Annotated in this window: 17 protein-coding genes; all 17 read right to left on the reverse strand. The window is 64.5% G+C overall.

Annotation, left to right across the window (positions count from 1 at the left end):
• A partial coding sequence (gene pknB / locus H6B51_RS06720; protein WP_204882946.1) for a Stk1 family PASTA domain-containing Ser/Thr kinase occupies window positions 1–1,861 on the reverse strand: 1,861 nt, incomplete at its 3' end.
• A gap of 17 nt (window positions 1,862–1,878) precedes the next feature.
• On the reverse strand, window positions 1,879–2,610 hold the full coding sequence (locus H6B51_RS06725; protein ID WP_204882947.1) for a Stp1/IreP family PP2C-type Ser/Thr phosphatase: 732 nt from the start codon (window positions 2,608–2,610) through the stop codon (window positions 1,879–1,881).
• Between the two features lie 61 nt (window positions 2,611–2,671).
• Window positions 2,672–3,697, reverse strand: coding sequence for a dual-specificity RNA methyltransferase RlmN (gene rlmN, locus H6B51_RS06730; protein ID WP_204882948.1), 1,026 nt, complete (start codon window positions 3,695–3,697; stop codon window positions 2,672–2,674).
• Complete coding sequence (gene rsmB / locus H6B51_RS06735; RefSeq protein ID WP_204882949.1) at window positions 3,694–5,004, reverse strand: 16S rRNA (cytosine(967)-C(5))-methyltransferase RsmB; 1,311 nt, start codon at window positions 5,002–5,004, stop codon at window positions 3,694–3,696. Before rsmB ends, rlmN begins: the two co-directional genes overlap by 4 nt.
• Window position 5,005: 1 nt before the next feature.
• Window positions 5,006–5,704: a zinc metallopeptidase gene (locus H6B51_RS06740; RefSeq protein WP_204882950.1), complete on the reverse strand. Its 699-nt coding sequence runs from the start codon at window positions 5,702–5,704 to the stop codon at window positions 5,006–5,008.
• A gap of 18 nt (window positions 5,705–5,722) precedes the next feature.
• Window positions 5,723–6,970 carry a glycosyltransferase family 39 protein gene (locus tag H6B51_RS06745; RefSeq protein ID WP_204882951.1) on the reverse strand — a complete coding sequence of 416 codons (1,248 nt, stop codon included), beginning with the start codon at window positions 6,968–6,970 and terminating at the stop codon, window positions 5,723–5,725.
• Between the two features lie 3 nt (window positions 6,971–6,973).
• Window positions 6,974–7,894 (reverse strand): methionyl-tRNA formyltransferase, encoded by a 921-nt coding sequence (gene fmt / locus H6B51_RS06750; protein WP_204882952.1) that lies wholly within the window; start codon window positions 7,892–7,894, stop codon window positions 6,974–6,976.
• Window positions 7,891–8,385 carry a peptide deformylase gene (gene def / locus H6B51_RS06755; RefSeq protein ID WP_204882953.1) on the reverse strand — a complete coding sequence of 165 codons (495 nt, stop codon included), beginning with the start codon at window positions 8,383–8,385 and terminating at the stop codon, window positions 7,891–7,893. The genes fmt and def overlap by 4 nt, the downstream gene beginning before the upstream one ends.
• 11 nt (window positions 8,386–8,396) lie before the next feature.
• Window positions 8,397–10,868, reverse strand: coding sequence for a replication restart helicase PriA (gene priA, locus H6B51_RS06760; RefSeq protein WP_204882954.1), 2,472 nt, complete (start codon window positions 10,866–10,868; stop codon window positions 8,397–8,399).
• Window positions 10,869–10,955: 87 nt separating this feature from the next.
• Window positions 10,956–11,159 (reverse strand): DNA-directed RNA polymerase subunit omega, encoded by a 204-nt coding sequence (gene rpoZ, locus H6B51_RS06765; RefSeq protein ID WP_204882955.1) that lies wholly within the window; start codon window positions 11,157–11,159, stop codon window positions 10,956–10,958.
• Window positions 11,160–11,165: 6 nt separating this feature from the next.
• Entirely contained in the window at window positions 11,166–11,774 is a 609-nt protein-coding gene (gene gmk / locus H6B51_RS06770; RefSeq protein WP_204882956.1) for a guanylate kinase, read from the reverse strand.
• On the reverse strand, window positions 11,774–12,043 hold the full coding sequence (gene remA / locus H6B51_RS06775; RefSeq protein WP_204882957.1) for an extracellular matrix/biofilm regulator RemA: 270 nt from the start codon (window positions 12,041–12,043) through the stop codon (window positions 11,774–11,776). Before remA ends, gmk begins: the two co-directional genes overlap by 1 nt.
• Before the next feature lie 11 nt (window positions 12,044–12,054).
• Window positions 12,055–12,933: a YicC/YloC family endoribonuclease gene (locus H6B51_RS06780; RefSeq protein WP_243421169.1), complete on the reverse strand. Its 879-nt coding sequence runs from the start codon at window positions 12,931–12,933 to the stop codon at window positions 12,055–12,057.
• 71 nt (window positions 12,934–13,004) lie between these two features.
• Window positions 13,005–13,544 (reverse strand): hypothetical protein, encoded by a 540-nt coding sequence (locus tag H6B51_RS06785; RefSeq protein ID WP_204882958.1) that lies wholly within the window; start codon window positions 13,542–13,544, stop codon window positions 13,005–13,007.
• A gap of 3 nt (window positions 13,545–13,547) precedes the next feature.
• Window positions 13,548–14,162, reverse strand: coding sequence for a J domain-containing protein (locus tag H6B51_RS06790; RefSeq protein ID WP_204882959.1), 615 nt, complete (start codon window positions 14,160–14,162; stop codon window positions 13,548–13,550).
• Window positions 14,159–15,022 (reverse strand): DUF5685 family protein, encoded by an 864-nt coding sequence (locus H6B51_RS06795; protein WP_204882960.1) that lies wholly within the window; start codon window positions 15,020–15,022, stop codon window positions 14,159–14,161. Before H6B51_RS06795 ends, H6B51_RS06790 begins: the two co-directional genes overlap by 4 nt.
• On the reverse strand, window positions 15,022–15,450 hold the full coding sequence (locus tag H6B51_RS06800) for a SoxR reducing system RseC family protein (RefSeq protein ID WP_204882961.1): 429 nt from the start codon (window positions 15,448–15,450) through the stop codon (window positions 15,022–15,024). Before H6B51_RS06800 ends, H6B51_RS06795 begins: the two co-directional genes overlap by 1 nt.
• Window positions 15,451–15,459: the final 9 nt, after the last annotated feature.

Here is a 15,459-nt window from a genome sequence, read left to right on the forward strand (position 1 = left end):
CTGTAGGCGTGGGGCTGGGCGTGGGCTCGGTGGTGGGCTCCTCCTCCGGGCCCAGGCTGACCCGGAAGCGGATCTTCTGGCCCTTCTCCACCTGGGTACCTACGTCGATGCTCTGCCAGGTGATGCGGCCCTTTTCCACTTGGTCGCTGTACTCGCCGTCGATGGAGGCCACCACCAGCTCCAGATCCTCTTCCGCCCTCTCCCGGGCCTCATCCTCCCACATGCCTACGAAGTTGATGACGGTCACAGGCTCATCCTCCGGGCCGGTGCTCACCACCAGGGTAATGACGGTAACCCCCTCCAGGCTCTCCTTGGCCTTGGGGTCGCTGGAAATGACATAGTTCTCATTCACGTCCTCGCTGGGCTCTTCCTGAATCACCAGGGTGCCCTCGCTTTCGCTGTAGCCCAGGGCCTCCAGGGTACTGACGGCGATGCGCCTATCCCGGTTGACCACGTCGGGCATCACGTCGTTGTCCTCGGTATACTGGCTGCCATCGCTGAGGGCGACGGTGATGGTGGCCCCGGCGGAGGCGTTGCGGCCGCTCTCCGGATCCTGGGTGACGATCTGCCCGGCGGGCAGGTCGCTGGCCACCGTCTGGCCCTGAACGATCTGGAAACCGGCCTCCACCACGTCGTGCTGCTGCTGGGCTTCCTCGATGGTCATGCCGTACAGCTTGGGCACGCTGTACAGGGTCTCTCCTCCGCTGCCGATGCTGCTGAAGAAGGAGGTCCACAGGAACACGCCCATACCGATGAGAAAGATGGCCACAGCGGCAATGGCCAGGAAGATGGGCAGGCGGCTGTTGGCCCCCCGCACCGCCTCGTAGTCGTACTTGTCCTCCCGGCGGTGAGTCTGAGCGGTCCGATGAGGGATAGGGGCGGTGTGCTGAGCCTCCTCTTCCCGCTCCAGCCGGTCAGTGTGAACAGGCTGGGGCCGCACGTTGCTGGGGGTGTTGGCTCCCAACACCTGGGTGGGCTCATCCTCCCCCGCCACCAGCAGATCCGCCGGGGTGTAGTCAAAGTTGATGGAGGGATTTTTGCGGAACTCCTCCAGGTCGGCCAGCATGGCGTCTGCGGAGATATACCGCTGGTTCACGTCGGAGGCCATGGCCTTCATGGTGATGGCCTCCAGGGCCTCGGGAATCTCCGGATCGATCTCCCGGGGAGACAGGGGGATGGAGTTGATGTGCTGGATGGCCACCGCCACCGGGGAGTCTCCCTCGTAGGGCAGCCGGCCGGTGATCATTTCATAGAGCACCACGCCGGCGGAGTAGATATCGCTGCGGGCATCGATATGGCTGCCCCTGGCCTGCTCCGGGGAGATATAGTGGACCGAGCCCAGAGCCTCCTGGGTGAGGGTGGCCTGGGCGGAGGAGGTGAGCCGGGCGATACCGAAGTCGGCTACCTTCAGGGAGCCGTCCCGCAGTACCATCACGTTGTGGGGTTTGATATCCCGGTGGATGATACCCCGGCTGTGGGCGTGGGACAGGGCCTTCATGATCTGGGTGATGAAATGGAGGGCCTCCCGCCAGGCCAGCTTGCCCCCCTTCTTCTGGATATACTGCTTGAGGGTGATGCCGTCCAGCAGCTCCATGACGATATAGTCCAGCTCCGGCGTGTGGGACACGTCGTACACCGCCATGATGTTGGGATGGGACAGCATGGCCACGGCCTGGGACTCGTCGTGGAAGCGGCGGCGGAACTCGGCGTCCTGGGCCAGCTCTTCCTTGAGGATCTTCACAGCCACCAGCCGGTTGAGCCGGTGATCCCGGCCTTTGTACACCACGGCCATACCGCCCAGGCCGATGCGTTCCAGCAGCTCATATCGGTTGTCGAGTAATTTCCCTATGTACTGATCCATAGTTCATTACCCCCTTTTCAAAGGATCTGGAATAGGACGGCGGTCACGTTGTCCGGCGCCCCTCTGGAAATGGTCATGCTGAGCATCCGCTGGCAGCAGTCGGCGGGCTCTCCTCCGTGGAGCACCTCGTACAGCAGCTCCTGATCGGAGAGGATATTGCTCAGTCCGTCGGAGCACAGCAGCAAAAAGTCCCCGCTGTCCAGCTCCTTCTCGTACAGGTCGGCCCGGATGCGCTCCTCCGCCCCCAAGGCCCGGGTGATGAGGTTCTTCCGGGGATGGGTGCGGGCCTGCTCCGGGGTGATGTCCCCCCGGGCCACCATGTCCTCCACCACCGAGTGATCCCGGGTGAGCCGGGTGATGCCCCCCTCATTGATGTGATAGGCCCGGCTGTCTCCGATGTTCAGCAGGTAGGCCGTGCGCTCCACCACCAGCACCGCCACCATGGTGGTGCCCATGCCGAAGCAGTCCGGGTCGGTGTTGGCCCGGCGGTATACCGCCTCGTTGGCCTCCTCCGCCGCCATAGACAGGACCGCCGGCGGCGGGGTGTCCGGGGCGCCCTGGGCCCGCTGGAGGGTGTCCACGAAGGTCTCCACCGCGATCAGGCTGGCCACGTTGCCCGCCCTGGCGCCCCCCATACCGTCGCATACCACCCCCACCGCCAGATGCTCTGACGGAACGTCCAGGTAGTAGCCGTCCTGGTTCTGGGCCCGGACCACTCCCCGATCCGTGATGCCCCACGCGTATATCATAGTGTATCAGCCTCGTTTCCGTACCCGCGGCGGAGCCGCGGCAGAGATTGGATGGTTGTCATCAGGTGGCGTCCGCCATGGCCTTCCGGCGGAGCTGGCCGCAGGAGGCGTCGATATCGCCTCCCAGCTTGCGGCGTACCGTGGCGGTGATGCCGTGGGATTCCAGCCGCTTCTGGAACTGGGCCACCCGGCGGCTGGGCTTCAGGGGGCTCTCCGCCACGTGGTTCAGGGGGATCAGGTTCACGTGGCCCGGCATCCCCTTCAGGTGACTGGCCAGCAGGTCGGCCTGCCAGTCGGCGTCGTTCACCCCGTCGATCATGGCATACTCGTAGGAGATCCGCCGCCCGGTTTTCTCAAAATACCGGCGGCAGGTGTCAAACAGCTTCTCTACTCCCACCGCCCGGTTCACCGGCATGATCTTACTGCGGGTCTCGTCGTCGGGGGCGTGGAGGGAAACCGATAACGTTAATTGTAACTGATACCCGGCCAGTTTGTCAATTTGTTCGACCAGGCCGCAGGTGGACAGGGAAATATGGCGCATGCCGATGTTCAGCCCGTCAGGGCTGTTCACCAGGCTCAGAAACCGCATCACTGTGTCAAAATTGTCCAGCGGCTCCCCGATGCCCATGAGCACGATATTGCTGATGGGGGCCCCGGAGTCGATCTGGGTAAAGAGCACCTGATCCAGCATTTCGGCGGGGGTCAGGTCCCTCACCTTGCCCCCCAGGGTGGAGGCGCAGAAGGCGCACCCCATCCGGCAGCCCACCTGGGAGGAGATACACACAGTATTCCCATGATGGTAGCGCATCAAAACCGTCTCGATGCAGTTACCGTCAGACAGCCGCCACAAATATTTGATGGTGCCGTCCAGTTTGGACTCCTGCTTGCGCTCCACCTCCGGCGGACAGAGCAGGCAGTCCGACTTCAGCTTCTCCCGCAGAGCCTTGGACAGGTTGGTCATTTCGTCAAAGGATCTGGCCCCCCGGTGGAGCCACTGGAACACCTGCCTGGCCCGAAAGGCGGGCTCGCCCAGCTCCTTGAAATAGGCGGTCATCTCCGCCAGATCCATGGATTTGATATCGGTCATGCCTTCCTCCTCAGCTTGGCAAAGAAAAAGCCGTCCGTACCGTGGCGGTGGGGCCAGCAGGTCACCATACCCTCCGCCGCCCCGGTAAAGTCCCCGGGGATCTGAAATCCCTCTAATGTAAAGTCATTATGCCTGTCAGTAAAATCGCGCACCACGTCCTCGTTCTCCCGCTCCAGCAGGGTGCAGGTGGCGTAGAGCAGGACCCCGCCCGGCCTCACATACCGGCTTACGTTGTCCAAAATGGCCTTCTGGACGGCGGGCAGCCCCGCCAGGGGCTTGGGGTCCTTGTAGCGGATATCCGGCTTTTTCCGGATGATGCCAAGGCCGGAACAGGGCACGTCGGCCAGCACCAGGTCAAATCCGTCAAGGTATTCTTCCTTACACTCCTTGGCATTCAGCACTTGGGCCGAAATACAGTCCAGGCCCAGCCGGGCAGCTCCCGCCTGGATCAGGTCGATCTTGTGGGGGTGGATATCGCAGGAGACCACCCTTCCCCGCCCCTCCATAGCCAGGGCCGCGGCGAAGGACTTGCCGCCGGGGGCTGCGCAGGCGTCCAGCACCGTCATACCGGGTTTTGGGTCTGCCGCCAGCACCGCTAATTTAGCGGCGGCATCCTGGATGTAAAAGAGGCCCTTCCGGAAGGCGGCCAGCTCCTCCAGGCTCCCGGTGTGGGACAGCAGCAGGCAGTTGGGCAGCCAGGGATGGAGCTCCACCTCCACCCCTTCCGCCCGGAGGGAGGCGGCTACCTCCTCCGCCGTGGCCCTGACGGTGTTCACCTGGGCACAGGTGGGAGGCTGGCCGTTGTTGGCGGCCATAAAGGCGGCCGCCTCCTCCCCGCCCAGCCGGGCGGCGAAGGCCTCCGCCAACCACTTGGGATGGCTGTACCGGATGGCCGGGTGCTTGGGAGGCTCCAGGGCCTCCTTTTGCCGGACCAGGGCCCGGAGCACCCCGTTGACCAGCCCGGCGGCCCGAGGGTGTTTGGCCCCTTGTCGGGCCTGGTCCACCGCCTGACTAACAGCGGCATGGTCGGGCACCCTGTCAAGGAACAATACTTGATAGGCCCCCAGCCGCAAGGCATTTCGAACGGCGGGCTCCATCTTCTCCAGCCGCACCGTGGACAGTTCTTCCAGGTAGTGGTCCAGCAAAATCCGGTTCTGGAGCACCCCGAAGCACAGCCGGGTGGCCAGAGCGGCGTCCCGGCTGTCCAGCCCGGCGGCCCGCAGCGTCTTCTTCAAAAAGCCGTCCGACCAGGCGCCCTGCTTCTCACAGGCCACCAGGGCCCGGAGGGCCACATCTCTGGCGGTCATATCAATCCCTCCTGCGGCTGTTGAAGGCCAGCACGAACCGCAGCAGCTGGGCAATGGAAACCAGCAGGGCGGCCACATAGGTGAGAGCCGCTGCCCCCAGCACCTTTTTGGCGCCCCGCAGCTCTTCCTGGTCCAGCAGTTGGGTGTCCCCCAGGCACCGGATGGCCCGGCGGGAGGCGTCAAACTCCACCGGCAAGGTAATGACCTGGAAGAAGGCGGCCACGGCAAAGAGCACCACCCCCACGGCGAACAGGGGCTGAGAGTAGAGGGCGAAGCCCAGGATGATGAGCAGGATGGAGATCTGGGAGCTGAAATTGCACACCGGGATAATGGCCCCCCGCAGGCGGATGGGACCGTACTCCTGGGCGTATTGCACGGCGTGCCCCGCCTCATGGGCGGCAACCCCCACCGAGGCAATGCTGGCCGAGTCGTACACGCTCTGGGACAGGCGGATCACGTTGGTCCTGGGGTCATAGTGGTCGGTGAGCTTGCCGGCCACCCGCTCCACCCGGACGCCATGCACCCCGTGGGCCCGCAGTACCTCCTGGGCGGCCTGGGCTCCGGTGAGCCCCCGGCGGTTACCCACCCGGGCGTACCGGTTGAAGGTGGACGACACGTTCAGCTGGGCCAGCAGGGCGATGAGCATGGCGGGCACCAGGATCATCCAGTAATAAGGATCTACATAATTGAAGAAATACATTGTCTACCTCCAGGCAGATCACATGATTTGTCCCCCGGTGAGGAACCAGTACAGATTCACCACAAACCCTAGAGCCATAAGGCTTGCAGCCACAATGGCGGTCTTGGGCCGCCCCCGGGTGAGCCCGGCGGCGAAGAGGAACAGGGGCAGGGCGCAGGACAGGTACCGTCCGGCGCTGAGCAGCCAGGACAGGGAGTAGTTGAGCACCAAATAAACAAAGCCGTACAGCGTGTACATGCTCCGGAACCGCTTCCCCGCCCAGGCCACCAGTCCAATGCACAGGGGAAAGAGCAGCAGGGTGGGGATCCAGATCTGCCAGCGCACCATGACGTCCGGGTATGTAAAGGCATTTTCCATTACATACCACAGAGTGTCGCCGATGGGGTTGGCCCCCTGGCTCCAGTGCTGCTGCATCACCGTAAAGGCAAAGGGGTCGCCGGTCACCTGCCAGTTGAGGGCCAGATAGCCCAGGGTGCCCAGCAGGGGGAGCAGCAGGGCGGGCAATCTGCGGACCACGGCCCTCCAGTCCAGCCCTCCCCTGCTCTCCACCAGCTCGGCGCAGGCCGCCCCGATGAGGAGCACCCCATGCATCCGGGTGAGGGCGGCCAGCACCCCCCACAGCCCCGCCAGCCACCAACGGTGGCGGCGGATGTACCACAGCCCGGCGGCGGTGGTGAGGAGAAAGAGGCCCTCGGTCATGAGTCCGCCGAAGAAAAAGGCGTAGGGATACACCGACAGGAAGAGCACTGTCCTGCGGGCTCCCGCCCGGCCCAACTCATAGGCGGCCAGCTTGTAGAAAAAAACGCAGCCCCCGGCGTAGCTCAGCCAGGACAGTAACAGCCCTGCCGCCATAGTATTGCCCGTGAACCAGGAAATCACCCGGGTCAGCCAGGGATATAGGGGGAAAAACACCAAAAAGAGGTTTTTCCCATTCTCCACATAGCCGGAATAGCCCAGCTCCGCCAGATTGATGTAGTGCAGGCCGTCCCATCGCCGCCAGATCCACAGTGCTGCGTCGGGACCGGCACCGGGATAGAGCACCAGGCAGGCGAACAGCCCCACCGCAAGGAAGAGCAACACCCGAAACGCAACTGTGACGGTAAATACCTTTGCACATTCTGTCCGGTCAGGGATACAGCCATCTGACGCCGGGGCGGCGGCCCCCAGGGGCACCGGCAGTCCCGCCCGGCCCAGCCATCGGAGCACCAGGGACAGGCCCAGAACGATCACCAGTCCGGTGGCCGCCGCTGACCATAGCAGCTCCATGGGTTATCCCACCGGGATGGGGTGGCCCCGCAGGTAGTCCACCGCCTTCATCCGCTTGCCTCCGTCGGGCTGGAGCTCCACGATGCCCAGGACGGTGCCTTCACCGCAGGCCAGGGTGAGCCCCTCCTTCCCGGCAGTGAGCACGGTGCCGGGGGCAGCATCGGTCTTTTGGTCCAAAATGACAGTTGAAAATACTTTACACCGCTTGTCTCCCAAGGTAGTGACGGCAGCGGGCCAGGGGATGAGCCCTCGAACCTGGTCGTGGAGCTGCCGGGCGGTACGGGTAAAGTCCATGGGAGACAGCTCCCGGCTGAGCATGGGGGCCAGGGTGGCTTTCTCGTGGTCCTGGGGGGTGCGCTGGGCAGTACCGGCGGCGATCCGGGCCACCGTGTCCACCAGCAGCTCCGCCCCCAGCTCCGCCAGCCGGTCGTGGAGGGCCACCACCGTCTCGTCGGGGTCGATGGGGGTGGCCGCCTGGGAGATGATATCTCCGGCGTCCAGATCGTGGGCCATGTGCATGATGGTCACACCGGTCTCCTTGTCCCCGTTGAGCACCGCCCAATTGATGGGGGCTGCCCCCCGATAGGCGGGCAGCAGGGACGAGTGGACGTTGATACACCCCTTGGGCGGGGCAGCCAGGATGTCGTCAGGCAGGATGCGGCCGTAGGCCGCCACCACGATGAGCTCGGGGGCCAGCTCCTGAATGAGGGCCAGAGCGGCGCCATCCCGCAGCTTCACCGGCTGGTATACCGGGATATCGTGGGCCTGGGCACACACCTTCACCGGCGGCGCCTGAAGCTTCATGCCCCGGTTCTTGGGTTTATCAGGCTGGGTGAACACGCCGCAGACCTGATGGCCCTCCCTAATGAGGGCCTCCAGAGAGGGCACGGCGAAGTCAGGGGTGCCCATGAACAGGATCCTCATGCCTCGTCCTCCTCCCCCAGCAGCTCATCCAATTCATCGTTGGTGTACAGCCGGTCAGCCAGCTCGGAGAACAGGTGGCCGTCCAGGTGACCCAGCTCGTGGCAGAAGCAGCGGGCCACGATGCCCTCTCCCTCCACCTCAAAAAACTTTCCGTTTCGGTCCTGGGCCCGGACGGTGGCCTTCATGGGCCGCTTCACAAAGCCCCACCGGCCGGGGACCGACAGGCAGCCCTCCAGGCCGTCCTGCTCCCCCTCCTGGGCAATGATCTCCGGGTTCACCAGCTCCAGCATCTCCCCGCTGTCATCCACCACAATGACCGCCCGGCGGAGGATGCCCACCTGGGGGGCGGCCAGCCCCGCGCCGTTGGCGTGGGCCAGGGTCTCCTTCAGATCGTCCAGCAGGTCGTGAAGCCGTCCGTCAAAGCTGGTCACCGGGCGGCACACCTTGTGCAGCACGGGATCTTCATCGGTGAGAATGGTACGCAGTGCCATGTCATTTCCTCCTAATCCAATGGGTTCACGTCAGCGGAGACGGACACCCCTTTGTTTTCCTTGTCAGTTTGGGCGGCCCGCAGCAGGGCGGCCACCATCTCCCGCACCGGCCTGGTGTTGGCGCAGGCCAGGGTGAGCCGGTAACGGTAACGTTCGTTGATCCTGGCCACAGCGGCGGGGGCGGGCCCCAGCAGTTTGGCATGGATCTCCCGGTAGGCCGGCAGGGCCAGCCATCCCTCCAGGGTGCGCCGCAGCCGCATGCAGGTGCGCAATACCGCCCCCTCCAGCCGCCCGGAGGCGGTAATGATGAAAAGGTCTCGGAAGGGCGGGCAGCCCCGCAGCTCCCGCAGGGCCAGCTCCTGGGCGTAAAAGCCGTCGTAATCCTGGCGGGCGGCCTTACGGATCACCTCGTTGTCGGGGGTGAAGGTCTGGATGATAGCCCTTCCTCCCTTTTCTCCCCGGCCGGCCCGGCCCACCACCTGGGTGAGCAGGGCGAAGGTGCGCTCCCCCGCCCGGTAGTCGTCGGCGTACAGGGACTGGTCGGCGGAGATCACCCCTACCAGAGTCACATTTGGGAAGTCCAGGCCCTTGGCCACCATCTGGGTGCCCAGCAGCACCGGGATGTTCTCCGCCTCAAACCGGCCCAGCAGCGTCTCATGGCTGTGGGTGGCCGAAACGGCGTCGGCGTCCATCCGGAGGATCTCCCGGCCGGGCAGGGCCTCCCGCAGTTCTTCCTCCACCTTCTGGGTCCCCGCCCCGATGAAGTTGAACGCCCCTCCGCAATGGGGGCAGGCGTCGGGCAGGGGCTGGGAGTGGCCGCAGTAGTGACACATGAGCCGCCCGTTGGCCGAGTGGTAAGTGAGGTGGATAGAGCACCGGGGACAGTCAGGAGCCTCTCCGCACTCCCCGCAGGTCACCATCCGGCTGGCCCCCCGGCGGTTAAGGAGCAAAATGCTCTGTTCCCCCCGAACGGCCCCTTCCTCCAGGGCAGCCAACAGAGGCCGGCTCAGGTCGCCGCCGCTGCCCTGCCGCAGCTCCTCCTTCATATCCACGATATCCACCGGCGGCAACTCCCGCTGGTTATACCGTCGGGTAAGGGTGAACAGGCGGTAGATTCCCTGCCGGGCTTGATACATGGTCTCGATAGACGGAGTAGCCGAGGCCAGCACCAACAGGGCCCCCTGTTGGACACAGCGGAACTTTGCCACCTCCCGGGCGTGGTATTTGGGTACATTTTCCGATTTATAGCTGGCCTCCTGCTCCTCGTCCAGAACAATGAGTCCCAGGTCCTTCAGGGGGGCAAACACCGCCGAGCGGGTGCCCACCACCACCCGGGCCTTCCCGGATCGGATACGCTTCCACTCGTCATACCGCTCCCCCGCCCGGAGTGCGGAGTGGAGCACCGCTACCTGTTCTCCGAAGTGGGCGGCGAAAAGCCGCATCACCTGGGGGGTGAGGCCGATCTCAGGCACCAGCACCAATGCCGACTTGCCCCGGGCCAGGGCCTCATAGATCAGGTTGAGGTACACCTGGGTCTTGCCGCTGCCAGTGACCCCATAGAGCAGAGCCACGGCGGCCTTTCCGGCGGAGGCCAGGGCGTCCAGACCGGCGAAGGCGGCCTGCTGCTCCTGGTTCAGGATGGGCCGGACCGCCGGCTCCACTCCCTCCACCGCCACCCGGCGGTAGACCTCCCGCTTTTCCAGGGTAAGGATGCCGCTTTTCTCCAACGAGCGGAGGGTAGGCATGGAGGCCCCGGTAAAGTAGCAGATCTCCTTAGCGGCCGCCTCTCCCAGGGCGCACAGCAGCTCCACCACGGCACACCGCATGGGAGCGGAGCGCCGCCGGGGGACCACCTGGGCCAGAGCCTCCTCGGGGGGAATGGCCAGAACAGCCACCTGCTGGGTCTTGTCCCCAACCCCCCGGGCGGCACTGGTCTCCAGTGTCAGGACGCCCTTGTCCCGCAGCAGCCTGAGGGCGGGATTGGGATCCTTGTCCCCGAAGGCGGCCCGGAGGGTGGCCACGTCGGCCCCGTCCGCCTGGCTGACTACTACCTCCACCACTCGCCGGGCGTGCTCCGACTTACCGGCAGCCTCGTAGGCCGTCTCCCGGTCCACTCCGTCGGCCAGCTTCCACCGGTCCTGGAGGGCATAGTACAGGCCCGCAGGCAACATGGCCCGGGCAGCGTCGTACACGGTGCAAAACCACCGCTCCCGCATCCACAGGGCCAGCTTCAGGGCCTGGCCGTCCAGCACCGGCTCCTCGTCCAGGATAGTAAGCACCGGCTTCAGGGCCACTCCGGCCGGAGCGGCCTCCTCCAGAGCCAATACCAGTCCCTCGGTGCGCCGGTTGCCCGGCCCAAAGGGAATGATGACCCGCATACCGGGGACCAGCCGATCCGCCAGCTGGGGGGGCACCAGGTAGTCGTAGGGCTTGTCGATGGCGTAGGTGGCGGCGTTCAGCGCGATCCTGGCAACCAACTCCATCCCTCCCCTGTTTGCCCTAAGGACAGCCTGAGGCAAGCGGCAGGCGGAAACCGCCCGTCGCTTGCCTCCTCTCTCTCCATGCGCAGCTTATGCCTCTTCTTCCTCGTCCAGGACCACCTTACCCTCGGCCACCTCCCGGATGGCGATGGTTACCGGCTTATCCTCCAGGGAGATACCGGCGTCCTCGGCCTGGGTGGCCACCTGGCGGGCCCGCTGGGCCACCACGTTCACCAGCATATAGCGACTGGGCACCTGCTGGAGCAGTTTATTCATAGGGGGTTCGAGCATCATGGCAAATCAGACTCCTTCTAACAGATTCAAGCGGTTCTTGGTGCGGCAGCCTTCCGCCGTCAGGATGGCGATGATCTCGGCCGCCGCCTCGGACACCTTGTCGTTGACCACCAGGTAATCGTAGTTGGGCACCTGCCGGCACTCCTCCCGGGCCTTTTGCAGCCGGCCCTGGATCACCTCTTCACTGTCGGTTGCCCGGCTGTGGAGCCGGCGGGAGAGCTCCTCAAAGGAGGGAGGAATGATGAAGATGCACACGGCGTCGGGGCACTTTTCCCGCACCTTGGCCGCTCCCTGGACCTCGATATCCAGCAGCACGTCGATCCCGGCCGCCAGCTCCTCCCGGATCACCCGCAGGGAGGTGCCATAATAATTATGGACATATTCCGCGTATTCCAACAGCTCATCGTTGGCGATCATCTCCTCGAACCGCTGGCGGGTGACAAAGTTATAGTTCACCCCGTCCTCCTCCCCCGCCCGGGGCTGCCGGGTGGTAAAGGAGACCGAGAAGTGGATGTCCTTCCGCGCGCTGAGCAGCTCGGCGATGACCGTGCTCTTTCCCACCCCGGAGGGGCCGGAGAGCACGATGAGCGTGCCCTTTTCTTTCTTTCTTCCCATCAAGTCGCCTCTTCCTCCTCTGCCGGATCTGCCTCTTTCCCGTTCAGGCGGCCCGCCACCGTCTCCGGTTGGAGGGCTGAGAGCACCACATGGTCGCTGTCCATGATGAGCACCGCCCGGGTGCGGCGACCGAAGGTGGCGTCGATGAGGGTGCCCTTGTCCCGGGCCTCCTGCACCAGGCGCTTGATGGGGGCCGACTCGGGGCTCACGATGGCTATGAGCCGTCCGGCGGAAATCATGTTGCCAAAGCCGATGTTGATGAGCTTCATCCCATCGCTCCTCACTCAATATTCTGGATCTGCTCCCGGATCTTCTCGATCTGGGCCTTGATGTCCACCACATAGCCGGCGGTCTCCACGTCGTTGCACTTGGAGCCGATGGTGTTGGCCTCCCGGTTGAACTCCTGAATCAAAAAGTCCAGCTTCCGGCCAATGGCGCCTCCCTGCTCCAGCATGTGCTCCAGCTGGGACAGGTGGCTGCGCAGGCGGACGGTCTCCTCGTCCACCGCTACCTTGTCGGCATAGATGGCCGCCTCGGTGAGGATGCGGCTCTCATCGATCTGGGTGTTCTGGAGCACCTCGGTCATTCGGGAGAGCAGCTTGGCCCGGTAATCGGCCACGATGCCGGGGGACCGTTCCTCCACCTTGGACACCAGACCGGCGATGACGGCCGCCCGGTCCCGTACGTCCTGGCACAGCTTCTCCCCTTCCCGGGCCCGCATGGCGTCAAAGTCATCCAGGGCCAGCTCCAGCACAGACAACAGGTCGGCGGACAGGGCATCCAGGTCCTCCTGGGTCTTTTCTACCAAAAACACGTCCTGGAACCGGGAGAGGAGGGATACCGAGATATCGTCCCGAAGGCCATAGCTGTCACGCAAATCCTTCAGGGCGGCCAGATAGCCCTCCGCCACCGGCTTGTTCACCGAGATGGCCACATCCCCATTGGCAGAGGGACCGATGGAGAAGTAAACGTCCACCTTGCCCCGGGAAATATGGGCCTGAACCCTGGCCTTGATCCCGTCCTCTGCAAAGACGTAGATGCGGGGCAGCTTTACAGTACAGTCCAGATAGCGGTTGTTCACCGAGCGGACCTCCGCCGTGATGGAGCGGCCGTTGCGCACAGCCTCTCCCCGGCCATAGCCTGTCATACTTTTGACCAAGTGGCCTTCCCCCTGTTCCTAAGTGATGGGAGGCCCAGACCCCCCTGTCTGTATCGTTACATTATACCAAACTAATGGTTCTTCCGCAAGACCCTGTCCACCCGGGCGGCGTAAAAGGCAATGAGCTTGGAAAAGCCCAGATCGTAGAGCACAAAGCCTGCGTTGCCCGCGGCAAACACCATCCAGCTCTGGCTGAGGGCTGTGGGCAAAAAGGGCAGGAAGAGTTCCTTCAGACCAAACCACAGCAGGGCCAGGGCAGCGTTGCACACCGCCAGCTTACCCACCCACTCGGCCACACGGCTGGGCAGCCGCTCCAGCAGGCTTTTGAGCATGGGCCACAGCCCGAAAAAGATCAGGTAGAGCAGGGCCGCGCTTTTGGAGGGGAGCAGCAGCAGGCCCAGCAGGCCTGTGGCGGCGTAGCAGAAGAAGCCGGCGGTCAGGCCGGCGGACACCACCGCCCCCGCCGGGAAGATCCCCGCCAGAGCTACCACTCCCAGCTTACCCGTTGGGGCCAAAAAGGCCAAATACAGGCAGATGAGGGACAGACCGGTAAGCAGACCCACCAGAGCCGTCCGTCCCGCTCCACCGCTGTAACGCCGGGCGCTGGCCATCGCTCAGTTCCCGCAGCCGCCGCACATGCAGTTGAGGCACATGCAGGCGGTGCACAGGTCGCAGGCGTCTGGGCCGTTGCCGTAGCCATAGGGCCGATAGGCCTGGCCCCCCTGGCGCATCATCAGCAGGGCCTGCCGGTACTCGGCGTTGGAGGGCGCCATGTTGCAGGCGGTCTGGATGTGCTGCAGGGCCTCGTCCAGCCACCCCTTCCGGTAGGCCAGGGAGCCGGTGAGAAAGTGCCACTCGGCGTCCTGGGTTGGAGCGGAGCGCAGCAGCTGCTCGGCCCGGCTCAGGTCGTTCATATTGATGGCCTGGCGCACCTGGTTGTACAGGTTGGCGTTCTGGGAGGAGCCGCCGTACTGCTGGTGGTAGCTCCCCTGATAGCCGCTGCCGGAATAACCACCGCCGGAGTAGTTCCCGCCGCCTCCGGAGCGCATCTTGGTGATGGTATCGTAAGCCTGGTTGATCTCCTTCATCTTCTCCTCCGCCAGATCGGCCAGAGGGTTGTTCTGGTAGTTGTCCGGATGGTACTTCCGGGCCAGATCCCGGTAGGCCCGCTTGATCTCGTCGTCGCTGGCGTCCGGCTTGACGCCCAGAACACTGTAAGGATCGTTCATGGATCTTGTCTCCTGTCTCTGTGATTGGCCGCCTTCCAGCGGCCGGTAAATACCAGTTCTTCCACGGCGGGCAGGCCCAGATATAAGATATTTTCCACCGTCTCCCGCCAATGGCCCAGCTCCAGCAGGGCCATGGCCGACCGGGCCAGGTTGAGGGAGTGGCGCAGGGTCACGCGCAGATAGTCCCGATCCGCTCCCTGAGGAAACCGGGCCAGGATAGGATTGTACGCCCCGGTTTGTCTGTCAGCCTGCAGATCATCCCAGGCATCCACCAGGTAGATCCACCGGCCCAGGTGGTAAAGCAGCTGCTCCATGGCCCGGTCCCTGGCCTTCTCCCCTGTGACCGGGGCAGCAGCGGCCAGCAGCCGGGCAAAGGTGTCCGCTGTCCTGTCCATGGAGGGGCAGTTTTCCTTCTCCAGGCCCGTCAACTCCTCCAGGCAACTCCGCACTACCTCGTCAAAGGCGGGCCGGGCGGCGGCGGCCTTCCGGTAACCCCGGAGGAGGAGGAGAGAGAGGAATCGGGCAGGCAGTCCCTTTAGAAAAGAGCTGTCAGCCACCGTATCCCGCAGCTTCCAATAGCTGAGGATGGTGGCGGCGTCGGCAGCCTCATCCAGCCCGCCAGTGGCGGCACAGGTCTTTTTCCGGCACCACAGCCAGGCAGGGCAGCGTTCCCGGCTCTTTTCCGGCCTGCCGCCGTCCAGCAGCATGGCCAGGAAGGTGAAGTCGTAATTGAGGAACATCCGGGCCATCAGGCCGTGACGCCTGCCCAGGGTCCGGCACAGACCGCAGTAGAGGGCCTGGTAGTCCCGGTCCTGGGACACCTTCAGCTCGTCCCGCCAGGGCCGCACATAGCCGAACATCAGTCGGCGGGGTTGATGGCGGTGATACGGAAGGAGATGGCCTTCCGCTTGCGCATCCGCCGGTCCAGAAGCACCGCCAGGCAGAGGCCCAGGGCAAAGCCCAGCACGCCGGCGGTGCCGCAGATCCCGCTCCCGGCGCCCAAGGCGGCGGCAATGAAATACCCGGCGAAGAAGAGCAGGAAGGGCACCAGGTAGACCGCCACCGCCGCCCCCAGCACGGTGCCGGTGTCAGACTCCACCCGCACCATGTCTCCGGGCATGGCCCGGACCGGATTGGCGGCGGTGACCGCCACGGTAGAGCTGACCATCAGCTCACTGCACCCACCGCCGCACTTGGAGCAGTCGTGGCCGCAGGCCGACTGGCGTTTCACCGATACCTCTGCCCTGCCGTCGGGCAGGAGCCTGGTCACTTTCGCTGTTTGAATCATGGGATCACC

It is taken from the genome of Pseudoflavonifractor phocaeensis (assembly GCF_016901955.1).
Taxonomy (GTDB): domain Bacteria; phylum Bacillota; class Clostridia; order Oscillospirales; family Oscillospiraceae; genus Flavonifractor; species Flavonifractor phocaeensis_A.